The sequence below is a fragment of the Nocardia sp. CC213A genome (assembly GCF_030766805.1).
Lineage (GTDB): Bacteria > Actinomycetota > Actinomycetes > Mycobacteriales > Mycobacteriaceae > Nocardia > Nocardia otitidiscaviarum.
This window is the reverse complement of record NZ_JASFXA010000015.1, coordinates 119,047-138,039: the sequence shown is the minus strand read 5'-3', so window position 1 is coordinate 138,039 and position 18,993 is coordinate 119,047. Positions and strand designations below refer to the sequence as shown.

Below are 18,993 nucleotides of genomic sequence, written 5' to 3'. Positions count from 1 at the left end.
GTCGCTGTATGCTCCCCGATCCCCGTCAGTCGACCACGGCGGTCGACGAGGCGGACTGTTCGCACACCCATACCGTGGCCCGGTTCTTCCGCGCCCTGTCCGACCCCACCCGGCTACGGCTGCTCGAATTCATCCTCACCGGTGAGCGCACGGTCGCCGACTGCGTGGCGCATGCGGGGATCACCCAGCCACGCGTCTCTGTACACCTGTCGTGTCTGACCGACTGCGGGTACGTCACCACCCGCCGAGACGGTCGCAAACTGGTGTATTCGGTCGGCGATCCCCGAGTGGCCGACCTGATCGTGCTCGCCCGCGCACTGGCCGCCGACAATGCGGCTGCCCTGGAGTGCTGCCCCCGCATCCCAGCCGACCAGCCGGAACCGGCGAACGCGCCCTGACCGGCCGAAGCGCAACCGCCCATGCCCGACCCCGTCCCCGAAGCGAACGACAGCCCGAAGAGCTTCCCCTATTCGAGCGAACCAAGGTGAATGGCCTGAACGGATCCGGTGTTCGTACCAGCCCTGACGAGATCGTGTTCAGTACAGGGGTGAAATCGCTGACCGGGCGTGGACCGGACTATGTCCTATCGATGACATTCGCGCGCTGACTTCGATCCCGGTGCGGGTTGAGTCAATGGCAAGTCACGTCGACTCCTCTGGAGGAGAACGAAATGGGCAATAGCCACCAACGACTGAAAGCACTCGACATGTCACCTCGTATCACCGTGCACTCCATCGACGACGCACCCGAGTCCTCGCGCGGGCCGCTGCGGGCCGCGCAGCGCCGCTACGGCAAGGTCCTCAATATCCACGGCGCGATGGCGCATGCCCCCGTGGTGCTGTCCGCGTACACCGGCATCCAGCAGGCCATCGCCGCCCACGGCAGCTTCGATCCCCGCGTCCGGGAGGCCATCGCACTGGCCGTAGCCAACGCTGACGACTGTGACTACTGCCAGTCCGCCCACACCGTGGCCGCCCAGGCCGCGGGATGGACCGCAGCGGAGACCGTGGCCATCCGAGCGGGCGGGCCGCTGGACGGCCACCGCAAGCTCGAGGCCCTGCTGGCGGTAGCGCGGGAGACGGCCCTCGCGGTCGGCGATGTCGACGAGTCCACATGGCGTGCGGCACGCGAGGCCGGGTGGACGGACACCGAACTGGCCGAGTTGTTCGCGCACGTCATGGCCAATGTGTACACCAACTACTTCAACCACTACGCACACACCGAGTTGGATATCCCCGCCGCGCCCGGAATTTCCTCGGCGACACCGTAATCCACATTCACCGACGCCGCCACACCGCCGTGACGAACCCGGACACCGCGCCGATGCCGATCATGAGAATGGTCTCCGCCACGACGGCGTCGGAGCCGGTGACCGTAGGTCCGTCCAACGCGTGCCGGGCAGCCAGCAGCACGGTCGTGGTGACGGCGATCACCGACGCTCCGGCCGCCGCCGTCACCGCGGAGCCGATGGTTGTCGCAACCCGCGACCGTACCCGGTACGTCACCGGCCACGCGGCCGCGACGAGGGCGGGAGCCAAGTGGTAAGTGGTCGTCGGGTGCCATAAAGCGGCGGTTATCCACACGACCGCTGAGATCAGCGCGGCAATCGCCCCGGCCCGCCGGTCGGCCGGAGTGATGCGCGCGGTCTCGGTCTGTTCAGCCGCGTGCACCGAACCACCGCCGCCATCCCGGTGAACGCTGTCCGCTTCCCTCGGAGGCGGTCACCGCGCCGCTGGTCGCGTCGGTGTCGCGGACCTCGACGCCGTGCCAGAACGCCACATGGTCGCGGATCTTCGAGGCCGCGACGCTTGGTCGCGGGTAGTACCAGGCCGCGTCCGGATTCTCCCGACCGTCGACCACGACGGTGTAGTAATGCGCGGTCCCCTTCCACGGGCACCGCGTCGTCATGGCGCTGTCCCTGAAGTATTCGCCGCGCAACGCCTTCATCGGAAAGTAGTCGTTGCCCTCCACACGGATGGTGCGGTCCGACTCCGCGATCACCGTGCCGTTCCAGACGGCTTGCTTCATCGTTGCCACCCTTCTCTTGTCGTGCTGTGCTCAGCACAACGCATCGGGTTCAGCGCTGATGCTGGGACTGTCGGGGAGCTGACACAGCCGGAGTCGCCCGTGCCGATCTTCGGTTGTCCTCGGTAACCGAGGAAAGGGCAGCCATGACGACAACCAGGCGGGAAACGAACAACATAAGCCAGGGGACGGTGGCCTTCGTCCTGTCCGGCGGGGCCGCGCACGGAGCGATCCAGGCCGGAATGCTGACCGCACTCTATGAGAACGACATCGCGCCCGACCTCATCACCGCCGCGTCGGCCGGCGCGCTCAATGCGGCCTTTATCGCCTCCCGCCCGGCCACGCCCGAGACCGCGGCGGATCTAGCGCGGATCTGGCTGGCCCTGCGGCGCGCCGATGTCTTTCCGCTGAACCCGGTCACCGGATTCCTCGGATTCTCCGGCCGCCGCAACTCGTTCGTCTCCCCGCACGGTCTTCGCGAAGTTGTCTCGCGCTCTCTCGAATTCCAGCGTCTGGAGGACGCGCCCATCCCGCTGTCGGTCGTCGCGACCGACTTGCTGACCGGGGCGGAACAGCGTCTCGACACCGGACCGGCGGTGGACGCACTGCTGGCCTCGGCCGCCATACCCGGCGTCTTCCCACCGGTGCGCTGGGGTGACCGGCTGCTGGTCGATGGCGGCGTCGCCGCTCACACCCCGATCGCCGATGCCATCGACCGGGGCGCCCGCACCATCTACGTGCTGGCCACCGGCTATTCCTGTGCCCTGCACCGGCCACCGCGCGGACCGCTGGGCATCGCCACTCACGCGCTGTCGATGCTCATCCAGCACCAGGTCGCCGCCGATATCGCCCGGGTACCGGAATACGTGCGCTTGATCGTGCTGCCTCCGCCGTGCCCACTCGATATCCCTTCCACCGACTTCAGCCACGCTGCCGAGCTCATCGACCGCGCTCGCGCCGACGCACTGGCTTTCCTGCCTTACCTCGACCACCGCCGTGTCCCTGCGAGCATGCGACACCCGGTGCACGAACATTGAGGTGCCACCAGTCGCGTGACGGCATGAAAGGGGTTCCACCGTGCGGTTCGCCGAGGTCGTCGAAACCACCAGCACCGTGCTGGACGCCATGGGCGTCATCGTGATCGCGGGCGGCGCGCTGGCGGGTACCGCTCGATTCGCCGGGGCACTCACGGCGAAACGCGAGTTCACCTCCGTCTATCGCCGCTATCGGCAAGAACTCGGCCGGGCGATTCTGCTCGGCCTGGAATTGTTGGTCGCCGCCGACATAATCCGCACCGTCGCGATCTCACCGACCTACACCAGTGTCGGAGTGCTGGCCATGATCGTCGCGGTGCGCACCTTCCTCAGTTTCTCCCTCGAAGTGGAACTCGACGGCCGATGGCCATGGCAGAGCCGGACGCCGAACAGGGCGAAGACGACCGGCTGAGCCACGTATTCGGTGCCCGGCGCGGCAACCTCGTTCCTTCGACCGAGCGGTCGCTCATCGCCAGAGCGGGCGGATGCAGCCGTCACGGTCGAGGGAGACGATGCCGGACCGGTGGAACAGATCGCCAACCTCGATACCCATACCGCGGTAGACGATTCGAGGCACCGAGATGTCGGCCAGCCACAGCTCGCCGACCGGTTCCGCGCCGCGCATGCCGAGTTTGGGCAGTGCCAAGGCAAGAGTGGCGGCGGCACGCACGCAGGGGATGCCGATACGCCCGCTGGTGGCGTCGAGTCCACTCGGGATATCCAGTGACAGCGTGCGAGCGGGTTGCGTATTGGCCCAATCGATCAGCGCCGCAGCCGAACCCGTCGGATCTCCGCGCAGCCTGTAACCGATCAGGGCGTCGATGATCAAGTCCGGATGGCCCGCCCAGTGCACCAGCTCGACCGCGTCCAGAGGCGTGGGCACCGCCCTGATCGGGATTCCCATCCGGGCGGCGATGTCGTGCTGTCGCCGCGATACCGGCGTGAGCGCGGTAGCGGGCCGCGACAATACGACCCGCACCTCGCGCCCGCGGTTGGCTAGATGCCGGGCGGCCACCAAACCGCCGCCGCCATTGCCACCGGTCCCGGCCAGCACCACCACCCGATCCGGATCGAACACGCGCACGGCCAGTTTCGCCAGCGCACGACCGGCGTTCTCCATCATTCGCACCAGGTCGATACCGATCTCGTCGATCATCATCTGATCGAGCCGGCGCATTTGCGCGGCGGTGACCACCGGACACCGCCGCGGCTGTTCGTCATTCGTATTCATGACGGCGGCAAGTCATCCGAGATTGTCCAGCGCCGCTTCGATGGCGCGATGGAAGGTGGGGTAGGCGAATATCATCTCGCGCAACTCGGCGAGCGGCACCCGCGAGTGGACGGCAACGGCCAACGCGCCCAATACCTCTCCCCCGGCTGGCCCGACCGAGGTCGCGCCGAGTAGCGTGCTGGTCTCGGTGTCGGCGACCAGTTTGATGAATCCCTCGTTGCCCGCTTTGTGAATCCAACCGCGCGCCGAAGACGGGATCGCCGTGGACCCCACCGCGATCGATGCGCCGGTCGCGCGTGCCTGTGCCGCGGTCAGTCCGACGGCCCCCACCTCCGGATCAGTGAAAGTCACGCGAGGCACGGCCCGATAGTCCGCGACTTCGGATGCCGCCCCGAGGATGTCGTTCGCGGCGATGCGCGCCTGGTACATGGACATATGCGTAAACGCGCCCTGTCCGGTCGCATCACCGACCGCCCACACCCCGGCGGCGACACGCATGCGCTCGTCCACCGGAAGCGTTCCCGTGTGCTCGGCCACACCGACCACCCCGACGCCGAGCGCCGCCAGGTCGGTGTGTCGGCCGGTCGCCACCAGTAGACGCTGGGCATGGTGGACCTCACCGTCGTCCGCGTGCACCGCGAAGCGCCGCCCGTCGTACTCGACCCCGGTGACGTTCACACCGGCCCGTACCGTGATTCCTTCCGCGGCAAAGACTTCGGAGAGCAATTCGCCGGCCTCGGGCTCGTCGCGCGGCAGCAATCGCGAGCGCACGAGTGTGCTCACTCGTGCCCCGAAGCGCGCGAAGACCTGGGAGAACTCGCTGGCAACCGGGCCACCGCCGAGGACGATCAATGACTCGGGCACCTCCGTGACCGCGACAGCATCGCGATTTGTCCAATACGGAGTGTCGGCCAGGCCCGGAATGGGCGGAACCGCCGGAGAAGTGCCCGGATTGAGCACGATCGCCGTACGGGCGCGGAAGACACATGGCCCCTCGGCGGTATCGACGGTGACCCCACCGGGCGCGCTGATCCGCCCCCATCCCCGCACGAAGATCCCACCGGCCTTCTCGAATCGCTCGACGGCGACGGTGTCGTCCCAGTTGTCGGTCGCCTCGGCGCGAATGCGGGCGGCCACCGGCCCCCAGTCGGGTCGCACCGTCGCCGACCCCGCGAGTTGCCCAACCCGCCGGGCCTCCGCGAGCGTGTTGGCGGCCCGGATCATCATCTTGGTCGGCACACACGCAAAATAGGGACATTCGCCGCCCACCAATCGGCCTTCGACACCGACCACCGCCAACCCAGCCTTGGCCAACCGCGCGGCGACATCCTCGCCGCCGGGGCCCATACCGATCACTACCGCGTCCACTGTTCGGATCGTCACGTTCACTCCCTGTCTCTATGGATCAATCCTTGTGCCGAACAAGAGTCTTGTGTCGAACTACCAGAAATAACCGCCGAGAGGCCGCTGGCCGTCGATGAACTGTCAGCGATGCGACAAACTCCGCAGGACGCATTTGATCGCGGCGTAAGAATCGGCTTCGCCGTCGCGGCGAAGCCGAGCACCGGTGGGTTCGGAAAAATGTTGGGATGAATATGGAATGCAGACCTACTCACCGAACCTTTGTCACCCGGATGACGATTCATTCCCACCACGGAATTCATACCTAGCAGGGTCGGGTCACCGACACGCCAACTTCTTGATGGAACGAAAGGCAGATGATCTTGTCACGCAGTTTGTTCGGACACCGTCGCCGTGCGCTGGCCTTGGTCGCCGCGGCGGCCACCGCGACCCTCACCGCCGCTGCCTGCGGCAACGACACCGACGATGCGACCTCGACCGCGGCGGCCACCGCCACGGTCTCCGCATCGGCCGATCAGCAGACACCGGCCGCGGCCTCGGTCACGCTACTCACCTCGCCAGCGGGCTCGGACTTCGACGCCACCGTCGAGGCACTGAAGAAGGCGGTATCCGACAACGGGATGATGATTCTGGGCGATCTCGATCAGGCCGGGGCACTGCAGACCACCGGCCTGAATCTGAAAGGCGCGCACACCTTCTTCGTGGGCAATCCCAGCGCGGGCAAGATGTTCTTCGAACAGACCCCCGCCATCGGCGCCGTCATTCCACTGCAATTCCTCGTCTGGGCCGATGGTGACGGCAAGACCAGTGTCAGCTACTTCGATCCCAAGCCCTTGTTCACCGCGGTCGATCCCACGCTCGCCGACGGTGGAGCGAAGATGGCCGACGCGGCCACCATGATCGTCTCCGCCGCGACCGGAGGCAGTGCGGCCGCCCACGGGACTCAGCAGACTGCCCGACTGGTCACCGTTGACGCCAAAGGCGGCTTCGACGATGCCGTCAACGCCCTCGCGCGGTCAGCATCCGACAACGGCATGATGGTGCTCGGCGACCTCGATCAGGCCGGGGCACTGCAGACCACCGGCCTGAATCTGAAAGGCGCGCACACCTTCTTCGTGGGCAATCCCAGCGCGGGCAAGATGTTCTTCGAACAGACCCCCGCCATCGGCACAGTCATCCCGCTGCGCATCCTGGTCTGGGCCGATAGTGACGGCGGGGCTCACGTGAGCTACTTCGACCCCGAACCCATGTTCACGGCCGTCGACTCCGGTTTGGCCGAGGGCGGACAGAAGATGTCCGACGCCGCGGCCATGATCGCGAACGCGGTGAAGTGACGAAACATCATGAACCACAGAACATCGTGGTCCCTCGCCGGTGAACTGGTCGCCACCGGTATCGCGATCCTGGCGGCCGGAGTGGGCGGTGCGGGCCTGTTCGCATTGTCGGCGACCGAACGCTGGAGCTTCCGTGATCTGCTGCTGCACATAGGGATTCCCGCCACGATCGTGCTGCTGCTCGTGCTGGCCGCCGCCACCGTCCTGCGGTGGCGGCGGCTGGCCCGCGGCATCGTCGCCGGCGCGGCCGCCGGGGCCGCCGCGACCCTGGGGCTGGAAGCCGTGCGCATCACCGGATTCCGTGTCTTCCACACCATGCCCGGCGACCTGCCCACCCTCATGGGCGTCAAGGCCACCGACCGCATCATGGTCGGCCCCGATACCGCCTCGAGGATGATCGGCTACCTCGACCACTACTGGAACGGCGCTCTCCTCGGTATCGTCTTCGCACTCGTTGTGGGCGGTTTCCCGGTGCGGCGCGGCTGGATCGCGCCACTGCTCGGTATGGCGTACGGTCTCGCGACCGGTTACGGCTTCCTCACCGGCCCGGTGCCCCGGTCCTTGGGCGTCGGCGGTGTGTTCTCCACCGTCGACGTCGGTGAGTTCCGATTCACCGTCTACCTCGCCCACGCGGTCTTCGGACTCCTGGTCGGGCTACTCGTCCACCGCTTCGCCGCGAAGTTCCCGCCGCTGTGGACATTCGTATGGGAACTCCTGGGACCAACACCGGCAGAACGTCGGTGACACCGTGCGACGGCGATGATCACCATGCGGAACAACGACGCCGGCACCGGGCGCCACTACCTGTCCGACTCCGACTCCGGGGATTACGACGTCCATCGATTCCGCCACGGCACCGGTGCGTCCTCACCCCGCGCGGCGGCCAGCACCTGCCGTACGCTCGGATTCACCATGGCGCGATCGCCGATGAATACCGTTGGCACGGTCTCGTTCCCATTCGCCACCGACCGCACCCGAGCCGCGGCTTCGGCGTCCTCCCAGATGTTGATCTCCCGCAACCGGACCTCGCTGCGCCGCAGTGGACCCAGCAGCATGCGGCAGTACGGACAACCCGGACGCCAGTACACCTCGACCACAGGATCGGTGGACTCGAGTTCGGTCATGCGGAATGCTCCTCACGTGCGCATCCGCACGATGGCGGATGATGTTCTCCACCATGAGAGCGGAGTAGCGATCACCCACACACCCGAAGTGTCAACACGCTGACGCAATCGTCGGGACATGTCACGACACATCGGAATCCGCGCGACGGCGGCGAACCCGGAGCATGCCCAGACCGAACCCACCCACTACCAGCAGTGCGGCGAGAGCGATGAGCAGCGGCCGCCAACCGAGATCCCCGACCCAACGGCTGAGCTCCTGCTGGAGTTGGCTCGCGGCGACGATCACCGGGTCGTCGGCGTCACCGTCGCCGAAATACAGTCGCAACTCATAGATTCCGTAGTACGTGACGTATAGACCCGACACCACGAGCAGCACACCGCTGATCTTGCCGACGTAGGGCAGCAAGCGTCGGGTCCACACCGTCGCCGCCGACCCCACCAGTGCGACGACGACGGCCAGCACGCCGACCAACAGCGCCATCCCGGTGGCGTAGGCAAGATAGGCGGCCACCCCGCCGAGAATCGACCCGCTACGAAAGGTACTGCTGGTGACGGCCAGAAACGGTCCGATGGTGCACGACAGCGAGGCCAAAGCGTACGCCATACCGTAGCCCGTCATCGAGGCCAGCCGCGCGGTCGGCGCACCGCCCTTCGGCTTCGGCAGCGCCACGGTGATCTCGCGGCCGGACAGCAGCCATACGCCCACGACCACGAGGACCGCGCCTATCGCCACCGTCGCCACGGGCAGATACCGATGCACCGACACCGCCAGTGGGGCGACCACCAACCCGAACCCGCCGAATACGAGCACGAACCCGGTGGCCATGGCGGCGGTCGCGACCAAGGCCCGGACGAGCGCGACGACACGGCCGCGCTCGGCAACGCTCTCACCGGCCACCACCAGCGCGAGATAGCCTGGCAGCAGCGCGAATCCGCACGGATTCACCGCCGCGACCAATCCGGCCGCCAAGGCAAATCCGAACACATCGGTATCCATGCGCGATATCAGCCGAGCGCGTTGATCTGTACGGTCAGCTCGTCCGCGCTCAAGCTGCCCGGAACCATGTCGATATCGGAGAACCTGCTCACGAACGCGAAGGCCGGCTGCGCGGTGACGCCGAAGCGCTGCCACACCGAACCGTCGATATCGGCGATCTGGGTGAAGTCGAGGTCGTACCGCTCGGCAAAGTCCCGCATGGCGGGCAGTTCGTCGCGCGCGGCCACGCCCACGAATTGCACCTCCGGATGCGCCGCGGCCGCCGCGGCGACGCCGGGTGCCTCCCGCTGGCAGGTCGGGCACCACGGCGCCCAGAACCACAGCACGGCCTTCTTCCCGGCCAGGCTCGCACCGGAGAATTCCTCACCGTCAATCGTTGTCGCGGTGAACTGCAATTCCTTCGGAACCGGGGCGCCCGCCGCGACGGTCGTAGTCGTATCGGTCCGTGTCACGCCGGGAGTAGCAGTGTCCTCCGTCGTCGAATCGGTGCACCCGGCCGAGACCAGGACGGCGGCGAACAACGGCAACAGCAGTCGAACGGTCTTCACGATCAGCAACCTCCGATAGGCGGAATGGACCCGGCCGTCGATCCCATCCCGACCGCTACCGCCAGATCAACACCATTGTCAGCGATACGACAATCGCACATCGGCCGCGATTCCACTCGATGCGGTGGCGAGGACGAATTCTGTTCCGGTCCGAGCTATCTCGATCCCGGCATCAGGACCGTCGCTGGAGCTCACGCAGTCGATCCGGATTCTTGATCTGGATGGCCGCGTACCCGGTCCCGATCAGTCCCTCGCGCTCGAAGTCCTTCAAAACCTTGTTGAGCGACGGCCGCTGCACACCGATCATGGCCGCCAGGGTGCGCTGGGCCAGCAGCACCTTCCCATCGACCGACTCGTCCAGCAGCAGCTGCGCGACCTGCGTGGGCAGTGGTCGCCCCAGAATGCTCAACAACCGATTCTGAGCGGCGGCGGTACGCTGAGCGATGCTCGACAGCCAGCGACGGGCAATGGCCGGGCGGGTGGCGAGCAGCTTCTCGAAAGCGGCCTGAGACAGGAACAGGCACGACACGTCGGTCAGTGCACGCGCTGTGTACATCAACGGCATATCCAACAGCAAGGGGATATCGCCGTCGACGTCACCGGGCCGCAGCACATCCACGACCGCGCGCCGCCTGCTCGACCCCACGGACAACTCGACCTGCCCGTGCCGAATCACCCACACCCCATCCGCCGGTCGACCGCCCGTGAACAGCACCGATCCGGCTGGCAATATTCGCACCTCCAGCAGGTCCGCAAGGGCGGCCAGGTCCGCCGGCCCCAGGGGCGCCGCCTCGCCCCGGCCCACACAGCGCGCGATCCACGCGGCCTGCCGCAACTGGTCGTCGGAGAACGCCTCGCCCCCGACAGCCCGCACCAGCTGTGCGAACGGCCGATCCAGTCGATTCATCGGATCCTCTCGATTCGAGTAGTCGTGCCCGATATCCACAAACCAATCCATCCGGATGCGTACCTGCACTCCGGCGACTGTCGCACGAGCGACACGAGTCAGGCATGGACATTGTCACGCCGCTGACACTCGATGCGCTGATACCGCTGCCGGACGACTTGGCTGGTAGTGACACCGCACACACCGCATCGAGAGGACTTACCGTCATGGCCACCTCGGCTTCCAGCAGCTCGTTTTCCTCGAGCACCGTCACCGGGCGGGCCGTAGGCACCGCCGCGGTTTGGGGCGCGCTCGCGGGCGTCGCCGCGTCCATGGTGATGGCGGCATACGCCATGATCGCCGCCGCCACCTACCAGAGCACCGGCTTCTTCACCCCGCTCTACCACATCGCGACCACTTTTATCGCCCCCGACACCATGATGACCTCCATGGAACGCGCGGGTGAGGGCTCACTGTTCTACTTCTCCTTCGGCCCCGCCGTCCTCGGCGCGGTCATCCACATGATGGTCGGAGCCATGTACGGCGCGCTCTTCGGCGTCATCGCCCGGGTTGCCAAACTGCACAGTCTGGCCGTACTGACCGTGGCCGGAATGGTCTGGGGCCTGATCGTCTTCGCGGTCAGCGCCTGGATCGGCCTGCCCATCGCGGCCGCCCTGTTCGGCGGCGGCGATCCGGTCAGCGATATGGCGAGCATGGTCGGCTACCCGACCTTCCTCGTCGAGCATCTGCTCTTCGGCGGAGCGCTCGGCATGATGCTCGGCTGGCGAGCCAGCCGCAAGTAGCTGCTGTCCCGTCCTCCGAGTCTCATCCCCTACACCGTGGCGGCGGCCCGTGCTACGGCGGCCGCCACGGATACTTGTCTCCACTCCAGCTGATTCACAAGTTCTGTCATCCACCTGACAAACCAGCCCGCCGTGGGCCAGAACTCCCGCATCCGGCTCGACGACGGGCGACAATGGCCACGAACACCCAGATCGGTTCGGATACTCGTGTCGCCTCCGCGGTTCCCTCGCCTGTGTGGTCGGCACGTCCCGCGCAGGCGAGGGAAAGGGAGGCTGAACCCGTGAGGTGCGAGAATCGACTGCGCCATGGAGTCCGGGCCGCGATCCTGACCGGCATGGCGACGGCCGGGCTTACGGTCGCGGCACCGGCGCAGGCCGAGCCGCTCTGGCCCGGCGGCCCGGATATTCCCGGCGTGCCCGCCATCGTTCCCCCTGCTCCCGTAGTGGCTCCGTGCTCGGCGGCGCAGGCGCGCGGATGCATGCGCCTGTCCACGAACGAGGCATGGCTCATGGAGAACGGCCGCGTTGTCTACGGCCCGACCCCGATCTCCCACGGCAGGCCGGGCTATCTCACGAATGTGGGCGTCTTCGACGTCGACTTCAAGCGCGAGGACCACTGGAGCACCCTGCACCACGTCCCGATGAAATACGCGGTCTTCTTCGACGGGGATATCGCGACCCATATCGGACCGATCGAAGAGCAGTCACACGGATGCATCCGCATGACACCCGACGGCGCGCTCGCCTTCTTCGACTACCTCAACCCGGGCGACATCATCGAAGTTGTGCCATAGGGAGTTCCGCTGTTCGCGTGATGTCAGGTGCGTCGTGGACAGGCACGGTGAACCGCCTGTATGTATTCGGGGTGGCCGGCCCGGGGCTGGCTGACAGGATCTGCGTCGTCGCGGCGACCGGTGTGACTCGTGAATCGCTTTGCCTCTTCGAGTGCACTTCCCGGGATTTGTCCGCTGGTCGCGGCGGCGACGCCAGCCCGGTCTGCTTCGGTGGCTTGATCAGAAGCCTGCCTGATCCCGATGCCGCAGGATCGTGGCCCATTACAGGCCTGCCTCGAAGTTCTCCTTCCGGGCCGACGCCGACCAACGACGTCGCCCATCGGAAGGACTTCCACCGTCAATGCCAATCGTCTCAGAGCAGTACGAGCTCGTCATCGGCGTGGATACCCACGCAGCCAATCACGCATTGCCGGCGTCACCGCCGCGACCGGCGCCATGGTCGACCAGGCAAGCTTCCAGCGAGCACGACCGGACTGGATCGCGCCGCCACCTGGATCACGCGTCGGGCCGGTGAGCGCTCCACTCTTGTCGTGGTCGAAGGCATCGGCGCATACGGTGCCGGCCTGGCCGAACGCCTGCTCGAAGCGGGTATGACGGTGGTGGAGCCCTTCGCGATGGCCGCCGACCGCGTGCGGACGGGCCTCGGGTCGCGATGCGCGTACTCGTGATCGCCCGCGAACAGATGACCACCGAACGCACCCGCACGATCAACACGTTGACCGCGCTGGTCCGAACCGTCTAACTCGGTATCGATGCACGGAAGTCGCTGACAGCCAAGCAGATTCAAGCCATCGCTGGATGGCGCACACGGCCATCCGACGACGTCACCACCCGGACCTGCCGGGCCGAGGCGAGACCAGTCTCCGGACTCACCGGGGTGATTCAAAGGGTCCCAGCGAACCCATCGTCAGCCCGCCCGGGATGAGCAGAAATCCGGTGTGCAACTCGGACAGACCCAACCCATTCTGCGCGAAGATCGGTGTCAGCGGCCAGTGGGTTGTTGTCATTATCAGGCCGAGTTGGAGCGGCATTGTCGCGCGCGGCCTTCGGGGCGGTGGGCGGGCGCACGCTACACCGGCGGCGTGGGCGGTCAAGCCGCGTGTGCCGACCAGGATGCGTGCCAACCGCTCGATGATGGGCCGGAGGGCAAGGTTCTCGGCTTGACCGCCCACTGACGCCGCCGGTGTCGACGCGTTGCGCCCACCGCCCCGAAGGCGCGGCGCGGACACCCGTATCTGGTTGTCTCAGTGCGCTTATCGGGCTCGTCCCTCCAGTGAGGAGCCGTCACGTGTCGTCGTTCGAAGCTGTACTGAAGGATCCGGACCAGTTCATCGCCGCAGTACCCGCGATGCTGGGATTCGTCCCGGAACGCTCGTTGGTCGTCGTCGCAATGCACCACGAGGCGGGACAGCGATACGCGGTCAAGGTCGCTGTCCGCCTCGACATCCCCCCAGCTCAGCAGTACGCGCCACTGCCGGAGCACCTTCCACGTATCTGCCGGAACTCGGACGCTGATCTCGTGCTGGCCGTGCTCGTCGATGACCGTGCCGCACGACCCGATGCAGGTGGCGATGCCACCGCTCTCGGGCAACGGCGGCTGGTCGATCGTTTGCGGCGTGCGCTGGCTGGTGGGGATGTTGTTCTCGCTGGCGCGTGGGCGACGCCCCGAATCACCGCGGGTGCCGAATGGTGGGATATCGATTCGCCGGAGCGCCATGGTCTTGTGCCGGATCCCGCAGCGTCGCAGGTGGCCGCGAAGAGTGTGCTCGATGGTCGCGTGTTGCGGGCGTCGCGACGAGAGCTGGTCGATGCGATCGCTGTCGATGGGGCGCTGCGCGAACAGGTCTCGGCGTATCTGCCGACCGCGGTCGCCGATGCGCAGCGACGGCTGGCGCGTGCGATCCAGATCGACAATCCCGACGCCTATACCCGGATGGCGTTGTGCCAGGTGCTGTCGGTCATCACCCGGACTCCCGGCTCGGAGGTTTCAGCGAGTGTGATCGCCGATGTCGCTGTCGCGCTGCGTGATCTGCCCGTCCGCGACATCATGTTCGGCGTTGCCGGTGGTGCGCACGCGCACGCCGCCGAGCAGCTGTGGGAGGTGCTCACCCGCGCACTGCCCGATCCCGACCGGGCGCAGGCCGCGACCCTGCTGGCGTTCAGCGCGTTTCTGCGTGGCGACGGCCCGCTGGCTGGGATCGCGCTGAAACAGGCTCTGACGTCGGATCCCGACCATCGGATGGCCGGGTTGCTCGATACCGCGTTGCAGATGGCGTTGCCGCCCGCGCGGTTGCGCAGGCTCGTCGACACCGGTGTCGAGGCTGCCGCCGAGTTGCGTGTCGACATCGGCGCCACCGTACCCGATTCCGGGCTGGGGGTCACGCGATGAGTGTCGATCGTCTGGCGTGGGCGTTGTTGTCGCGTGCCGCGTCGGGTCCGTGCGGTCCACTGGCCCTGCTGATCGATCAATTCGGTCCCAGTCGGACGGCGATGCTATTGCAGTCCGGTGATCCGGTGGTGGATCGGGATGTCCTCCACCGCTCCGTTGGCGGCTTCCATGCGGCGGCGCGGGATCTGGAGCTGGTGGAACGTCTCGGTGGCCGGTTGGTGACGCCCGAGGATGAGGAATGGCCGCGTGAGAGGCTGGCGTGTCTGCCGTCGGGCTCGGACAATGCCGGCGACGTCGCGCCGGTGGCGTTGTGGGTGCGTGGGGATCGGTCGCTGCGCGAGGTCACCGCTCGCGCGGTCGCGGTGATCGGTGCCCGCGCCAGTACCGCCTACGGCAACCGCGTCGCGACCGAGATCGCCGGTGACCTCACCGGTTCGGGCTGGACCGTGATAGCGGGCGCCGCGTTCGGTATCGACGCCGCCGCGCATCGAGCCGCTCTGGCCGCCGGTGGGGTCACGGTGGCGGTGATGCCGTGCGGGCTCGACCGCCCCTACCCGTACGCACACGACCAGCTGCTGGCCGCGATCGCCCAGGCCGGGCTGGTCGTGTCGGAGTACCCGCCGGGCTCCCCCGCGCGTCGGCACACGTTCCTCGACCGGAACCGGCTGATCGCAGCCTTGTCGGTAGCGACAGTAGCCGTGGAGGCCGGAGTCCGGTCCGGGACGGCGTCCACGCTGCGGTGGGCGACGCGGTTGAGTCGAGCGACGTTCGCGGTGCCCGGACCGGTGACCTCGGCCGCCTCTCGGGGCTGTCACCGGTTCATCGCTGACGGTGACGCCCAGCTCGTGACGTGCGCCGACGATATCCGGCGGTCGTTGACCGAACCGCGCCCGTCGCCGCTCGCCGCAGCACGACATAGAGACTCCGGATACGGGGTGGTGGACTGATGACCCAGTCGGACCGGCGGGGTGCAGCGGCATGGGTCTGGTCGATCGCGGTGGGCGGAGATGCACCGACGATGCTGCCGGTGACTGCACAGCTCGAACCAGCACAGCGGGAGGGTCTCACCACCGGGATCACGCCCGCAACCATGGATCGCGTACGGGCGGCGATCGGCAATGCCGGCTACCGGTACCCGGACGGTCGGGTCATCGTATCCGCGACGTTGCCGCCTCGTTGCCGCGCCGGTGTCGCGGATCTCGCTGTCGCCGTGGCGATCATGTCCGTCTGCGGGGTCATCGCAAGATTGACTCTCGCCGACACCGCCTTCCTCGGGCAGCTCGGGCTCGATGGCCGGCTGAGCGCTGGCGTCGATGTAGCCGAGGCAGTGCGGACAGCACAGCGGGCTGGTCTGCGCCGGGTCGTCATCCCCACCGACAGCACGGACCGGTTGTCCCGCACCCCGGGCATCGAGGTGTTCGCGGCGCCGACGTTAGCAGCGGTACTTTCGTGGGCCGCCGATCCTTCTCGAGGTTTCCGCCCGCCCGGAGCAACGCGCACCCCTGTGCCACGGCGACGTGGCCCGGTCGCGATACCAGCCGACGCCGAGGTCCGGGACGCCGTGCACGTCTGTGCCGCCGGTGGGCATCACCTCGCGGTCACCGGCGCTCCGGGCGCGCCGACGCTCGTACCGGTGCACTACCTGCATGGGTTACTTCCCTTGCTGTCGCGTCGGCATGCGCTCGACCTAGCGCGGCTGCGGTTGCGCACCGGGCTGGCGTGTGTGTCACCGCTGCCGCTGACACCTCCCCTGTTCGAACTGCACCATTCCGCGTCGTGGCGCACGATCGTCGGCACAGCCGATCACGCTGGCGTGGCAGCGCTGGCCGATCAAGGGGTTGTGGCCTGTGTTGAGTTTCCGCACATGGATTCCCGGCTGCGTCACGCGCTGACCACGGTGACACAGGAGGGCGTGATTCGGTGCGGTGCCGGGCAGCAGTCCCGCCTTCCGGCCCGGTTTCAGCTGGCGTTGGTTGGACACGACTGCCGCTGCGAGGGCGCCGACGATCACCCAGATGCTTCGGCAGGGCACGTGTGTTTCCGTTGGCCCCGCGATGATCTCGACGCCTGCGTCGATGTCCGGGTTCGCGTTCAACCGGGTGCGACCGAAACCGGTTCGCGTGCACAGCTTCCCGGCCGGGACGCGGTGATCGGCGCACGCCGGGCCGCCGAGCGCCGATGGTCCCGGCTCGGTGTGTACGCCAATGCGCGGGTGCCGGTGGACGCACTGCGCGGCGCGGCCGGCGTGAACTCGGCGGCCGTCCGAGAGACGGACCGGCTGACGGCGACCGGTGTCCTCACCGCGGCACAGGCCGGCGCGGTGCTGGCAGTGGCGTGGACGCTGTGTGATCTGCGTGGCGGCGCCGAACCCACCATGGAGGATCTCGAGCGCGCACTGCGTTTGCGCCGACCGCGGTAGTCCTCGCTACGCGGCAACCGCGTCGGTGTCACCGAGTGGCGTAATCGGTTGCGTGCGTGTCGGTGTCGTGTCGCGCGGGTTGTCGGTGGGGCGAGCGCACGCTACACCGGCGGCGCGAACGGTCAAGCCGCGGGCCGACCGCACACCAGCGGCAGCAACCGTCACCTCGCCGGCTCGAGTCGCGGGTGGACCGGCTTGACCGTCCTGACCCGCCGCCGGTGTCCGCGTTTCGCGCCCACCGACCACATCCGCGCGACAGCGGCACCCGTTGCCGATGCGGCCGGTCGCGGGCGTGTTGTCGTCGGCTGGTGTGGGCATGTCGCCGTGGCCCACACCAGCCGATCGTCATTGCCCATCGCATCATTCACGGCGCTGGCCACCTTCGCACAAGGGGCCAGTTCTGAGTTCCCTTCGTTTTCAAGGAGTTTGCATCGAATGTCCAAGCTGACCAAACAGGCCGAGGCCGACCACCGGGAAGCATGCCGTCTGGTCGACCTGCGCCGCGAGCTGTCGGAGGAGGAAAAGGACTTCGTTCGCACGCATTGGCAGGAATCCGCCCAGCGGACCAGTCAGTGCCGGGACAGGGCGTTCTTCACTCCGCCGGAACTGGCGTCGGCGTTTACGATGTACGTGATCGGTTCGCGTGTCATCGATTTGGGCGCGGGTATCGGCGCGCTGGCATTCGCGTGCCATCGCGCGCTGTGGTTCGCGCACCGGTTCGAGGGGCTCCCGCCGCCCGACATCGTGTGCGTGGAGCGAAATCCCGAGTACGTGCGTGTCGGTCTGAGGGTGCTGCCCGAGGCGGTCTGGATCTGCGAGGACCTGCTGCGCGTGCCGCGTATGCGGTTGCGTGCCTTCGATACCGCGATCGCCAACCCACCGTACGGTCCGGTGCCGCGGTCGGTGAACGCGCCCGGATATCGTGGTCCTCGTTTCGAGTATCACACGATCGCGGTGGCCGCTCAGGTCGCCGACCGTGGTGTGTTCCTGATCCCGCAGCAGTCGGCGCCGTTCACCTACAGCGGTCGATCCCACATGCGATTCGGGACCGGCGACGCCGAATACACCCGCTTCTCCGCCTCCACCGGCATCAGGTTGCAGCCGACCTGCGGTGTCGATAGCGCGCATTATGCCCGCCAGTGGCGCCACCAGCCGCCTCGGACCGAACTCGTCCTCACCGATTTCACCGCACCGACCGTGCTGCGCCAGCCCCGCGACCCGCACATCTTCGGCCAGCAGACCGGCTAGCCCATTCATTCCCTCAAGGAGGTTCTCTCGATGTCGGCATACCAGAACCGGCAGGGCAGCACCGTGGTCGTGCACCGCGAAGGCTCGATGCTGCGTGTCACGCTCTCGCGATCGACCGAGGACCCGCCGATATCCGAGGCCAGCTGGTCGGCCCAGCTGGCCGCGGCGGCGCGCCGTGAGCTCGGCGGTCCGGCACGCCGGGTCTCCTCCGGCGCGGCCCTCACCCACGACTCCACCGGCCAGCGACGCCACCGCCGCACCGCGGCCTACACGATCGATTCCGCGTTCACCGTCAACTACGCATTAATGTTTCCGGTCCGCTCACCGCAGACGGTGCCCGTGCGTTGACTGCGCGGCTTCCGCTCGACTATACGGTGCGTCGCCACCGGGGCAGCTGGTGGCTCGCGCATGATCACGAGTTCGTTCACCGGTTGAGTGTCGGCGCGAAAGTTGTTGTGGCGCTGCCGCCGTGCTGCGAGCTGGGCGAGCATTTCGGCAAGGGCATCCTCGCTGTCACCCGGATCGCCGTACGTGGGTCTTTGGCTCCGTTCCTCACCGTCGCGCACGCGTGCGAGCAGCACACGCCGACACCGGAGCAGATCGTGGCGCACAACCACGAACAGGGCGAATCGGTCGAGTCGATCGAGATCACCGATCTCGCTTCGGGCACCGTCCTCGTTTCCTGGACACCCGAGCTCACAGCGGCGGATCAGTCATCGGTTCGGCCGTAACTATCTCTGTCAAGAGGGATTCCGTACACCACGTCCTTGGCTTCCATCGAGGAAGACGCCTATGCGAA

Annotated in this window: 23 protein-coding genes; 15 read left to right on the top strand and 8 right to left on the bottom strand. The window is 67.2% G+C overall.

From position 1 onward, the window contains the following. Positions 1–8 precede the first annotated feature (8 nt). Positions 9–398: a metalloregulator ArsR/SmtB family transcription factor gene (locus tag QJS31_RS25570; RefSeq protein ID WP_306357909.1), complete on the top strand. Its 390-nt coding sequence runs from the start codon at positions 9–11 to the stop codon at positions 396–398. Positions 399–670: 272 nt separating this feature from the next. Further along, positions 671–1,270: a carboxymuconolactone decarboxylase family protein gene (locus QJS31_RS25565; protein WP_306357908.1), complete on the top strand. Its 600-nt coding sequence runs from the start codon at positions 671–673 to the stop codon at positions 1,268–1,270. Between the two features lie 7 nt (positions 1,271–1,277). On the opposite strand, the gene QJS31_RS25560 is transcribed toward QJS31_RS25565, so the two are convergent. Continuing rightward, a complete protein-coding gene (locus QJS31_RS25560; RefSeq protein ID WP_306357907.1) occupies positions 1,278–1,670 on the bottom strand; it encodes a hypothetical protein in 393 nt (130 codons plus the stop codon). Beyond that, the gene (locus tag QJS31_RS25555; RefSeq protein ID WP_306357906.1) at positions 1,657–2,028 is read right to left on the bottom strand and encodes a DUF427 domain-containing protein; all 372 of its coding nucleotides are present in this window, start codon (positions 2,026–2,028) and stop codon (positions 1,657–1,659) included. The genes QJS31_RS25560 and QJS31_RS25555 overlap by 14 nt, the downstream gene beginning before the upstream one ends. Positions 2,029–2,171: 143 nt before the next feature. Here QJS31_RS25555 and QJS31_RS25550 point away from each other — a divergent pair, with 143 nt between their 5' ends. Together QJS31_RS25550 and QJS31_RS25545 are read left to right on the top strand one after the other, a co-directional pair. Then, positions 2,172–3,062 carry a patatin-like phospholipase family protein gene (locus QJS31_RS25550; protein WP_306357905.1) on the top strand — a complete coding sequence of 297 codons (891 nt, stop codon included), beginning with the start codon at positions 2,172–2,174 and terminating at the stop codon, positions 3,060–3,062. Between the two features lie 40 nt (positions 3,063–3,102). Continuing rightward, positions 3,103–3,471 carry a DUF1622 domain-containing protein gene (locus tag QJS31_RS25545; protein ID WP_306357904.1) on the top strand — a complete coding sequence of 123 codons (369 nt, stop codon included), beginning with the start codon at positions 3,103–3,105 and terminating at the stop codon, positions 3,469–3,471. A 54-nt stretch (positions 3,472–3,525) separates the two neighbouring features. Here the strand turns inward: QJS31_RS25545 and QJS31_RS25540 are convergent, their stop codons facing one another. Continuing rightward, positions 3,526–4,290: an NAD(P)H-hydrate epimerase gene (locus tag QJS31_RS25540; protein ID WP_306357903.1), complete on the bottom strand. Its 765-nt coding sequence runs from the start codon at positions 4,288–4,290 to the stop codon at positions 3,526–3,528. A 12-nt stretch (positions 4,291–4,302) separates the two neighbouring features. Next, the gene (locus QJS31_RS25535; protein WP_306357902.1) at positions 4,303–5,673 is read right to left on the bottom strand and encodes an NAD(P)/FAD-dependent oxidoreductase; all 1,371 of its coding nucleotides are present in this window, start codon (positions 5,671–5,673) and stop codon (positions 4,303–4,305) included. 341 nt (positions 5,674–6,014) lie between these two features. Between QJS31_RS25535 and QJS31_RS25530 the strand changes: the two genes are divergently transcribed. After that, positions 6,015–6,986, top strand: a complete 972-nt coding sequence (locus QJS31_RS25530; protein ID WP_306357901.1) for a DUF302 domain-containing protein — start codon at positions 6,015–6,017, stop codon at positions 6,984–6,986. Positions 6,987–6,995: 9 nt separating this feature from the next. Then, positions 6,996–7,730 (top strand): hypothetical protein, encoded by a 735-nt coding sequence (locus QJS31_RS25525; protein WP_306357900.1) that lies wholly within the window; start codon positions 6,996–6,998, stop codon positions 7,728–7,730. 83 nt (positions 7,731–7,813) lie between these two features. On the opposite strand, the gene QJS31_RS25520 is transcribed toward QJS31_RS25525, so the two are convergent. The 4 genes from QJS31_RS25520 to QJS31_RS25505 form a co-directional block, all read right to left on the bottom strand. Next, on the bottom strand, positions 7,814–8,110 hold the full coding sequence (locus tag QJS31_RS25520; RefSeq protein WP_306357899.1) for a glutaredoxin domain-containing protein: 297 nt from the start codon (positions 8,108–8,110) through the stop codon (positions 7,814–7,816). 121 nt (positions 8,111–8,231) lie between these two features. Beyond that, complete coding sequence (locus QJS31_RS25515; protein ID WP_306357898.1) at positions 8,232–9,107, bottom strand: cytochrome c biogenesis CcdA family protein; 876 nt, start codon at positions 9,105–9,107, stop codon at positions 8,232–8,234. Positions 9,108–9,115: 8 nt separating this feature from the next. Continuing rightward, positions 9,116–9,655 carry a redoxin family protein gene (locus tag QJS31_RS25510; protein ID WP_372341661.1) on the bottom strand — a complete coding sequence of 180 codons (540 nt, stop codon included), beginning with the start codon at positions 9,653–9,655 and terminating at the stop codon, positions 9,116–9,118. 172 nt (positions 9,656–9,827) lie between these two features. Next, the gene (locus QJS31_RS25505) at positions 9,828–10,562 is read right to left on the bottom strand and encodes a Crp/Fnr family transcriptional regulator (RefSeq protein ID WP_306357897.1); all 735 of its coding nucleotides are present in this window, start codon (positions 10,560–10,562) and stop codon (positions 9,828–9,830) included. 206 nt (positions 10,563–10,768) lie between these two features. Between QJS31_RS25505 and QJS31_RS25500 the strand changes: the two genes are divergently transcribed. The 9 genes from QJS31_RS25500 to QJS31_RS25460 all read left to right on the top strand — a co-directional run bounded on the left by QJS31_RS25500 (position 10,769) and on the right by QJS31_RS25460 (position 18,925). Then, complete coding sequence (locus QJS31_RS25500) at positions 10,769–11,344, top strand: hypothetical protein (RefSeq protein WP_306357896.1); 576 nt, start codon at positions 10,769–10,771, stop codon at positions 11,342–11,344. 281 nt (positions 11,345–11,625) lie between these two features. After that, positions 11,626–12,138: a L,D-transpeptidase gene (locus QJS31_RS25495; protein ID WP_306357895.1), complete on the top strand. Its 513-nt coding sequence runs from the start codon at positions 11,626–11,628 to the stop codon at positions 12,136–12,138. A 530-nt stretch (positions 12,139–12,668) separates the two neighbouring features. Beyond that, positions 12,669–12,806, top strand: a complete 138-nt coding sequence (locus QJS31_RS25490; RefSeq protein ID WP_306357894.1) for a hypothetical protein — start codon at positions 12,669–12,671, stop codon at positions 12,804–12,806. A gap of 620 nt (positions 12,807–13,426) precedes the next feature. Continuing rightward, positions 13,427–14,527: a DUF4192 domain-containing protein gene (locus QJS31_RS25485; protein ID WP_306357893.1), complete on the top strand. Its 1,101-nt coding sequence runs from the start codon at positions 13,427–13,429 to the stop codon at positions 14,525–14,527. Further along, positions 14,524–15,474 carry a DNA-processing protein DprA gene (gene dprA, locus QJS31_RS25480; RefSeq protein WP_306357892.1) on the top strand — a complete coding sequence of 317 codons (951 nt, stop codon included), beginning with the start codon at positions 14,524–14,526 and terminating at the stop codon, positions 15,472–15,474. Before QJS31_RS25485 ends, dprA begins: the two co-directional genes overlap by 4 nt. After that, entirely contained in the window at positions 15,474–16,946 is a 1,473-nt protein-coding gene (locus tag QJS31_RS25475) for an ATP-binding protein (protein ID WP_306357891.1), read from the top strand. Before dprA ends, QJS31_RS25475 begins: the two co-directional genes overlap by 1 nt. Positions 16,947–17,141: 195 nt before the next feature. Next, the gene (locus QJS31_RS25470; protein ID WP_306357890.1) at positions 17,142–18,194 is read left to right on the top strand and encodes a methyltransferase; all 1,053 of its coding nucleotides are present in this window, start codon (positions 17,142–17,144) and stop codon (positions 18,192–18,194) included. A gap of 30 nt (positions 18,195–18,224) precedes the next feature. Continuing rightward, the gene (locus tag QJS31_RS25465) at positions 18,225–18,542 is read left to right on the top strand and encodes a hypothetical protein (protein ID WP_306357889.1); all 318 of its coding nucleotides are present in this window, start codon (positions 18,225–18,227) and stop codon (positions 18,540–18,542) included. After that, positions 18,539–18,925, top strand: a complete 387-nt coding sequence (locus tag QJS31_RS25460; RefSeq protein ID WP_306357888.1) for a hypothetical protein — start codon at positions 18,539–18,541, stop codon at positions 18,923–18,925. The genes QJS31_RS25465 and QJS31_RS25460 overlap by 4 nt, the downstream gene beginning before the upstream one ends. The last annotated feature ends 68 nt before the right edge of the window (positions 18,926–18,993 follow it).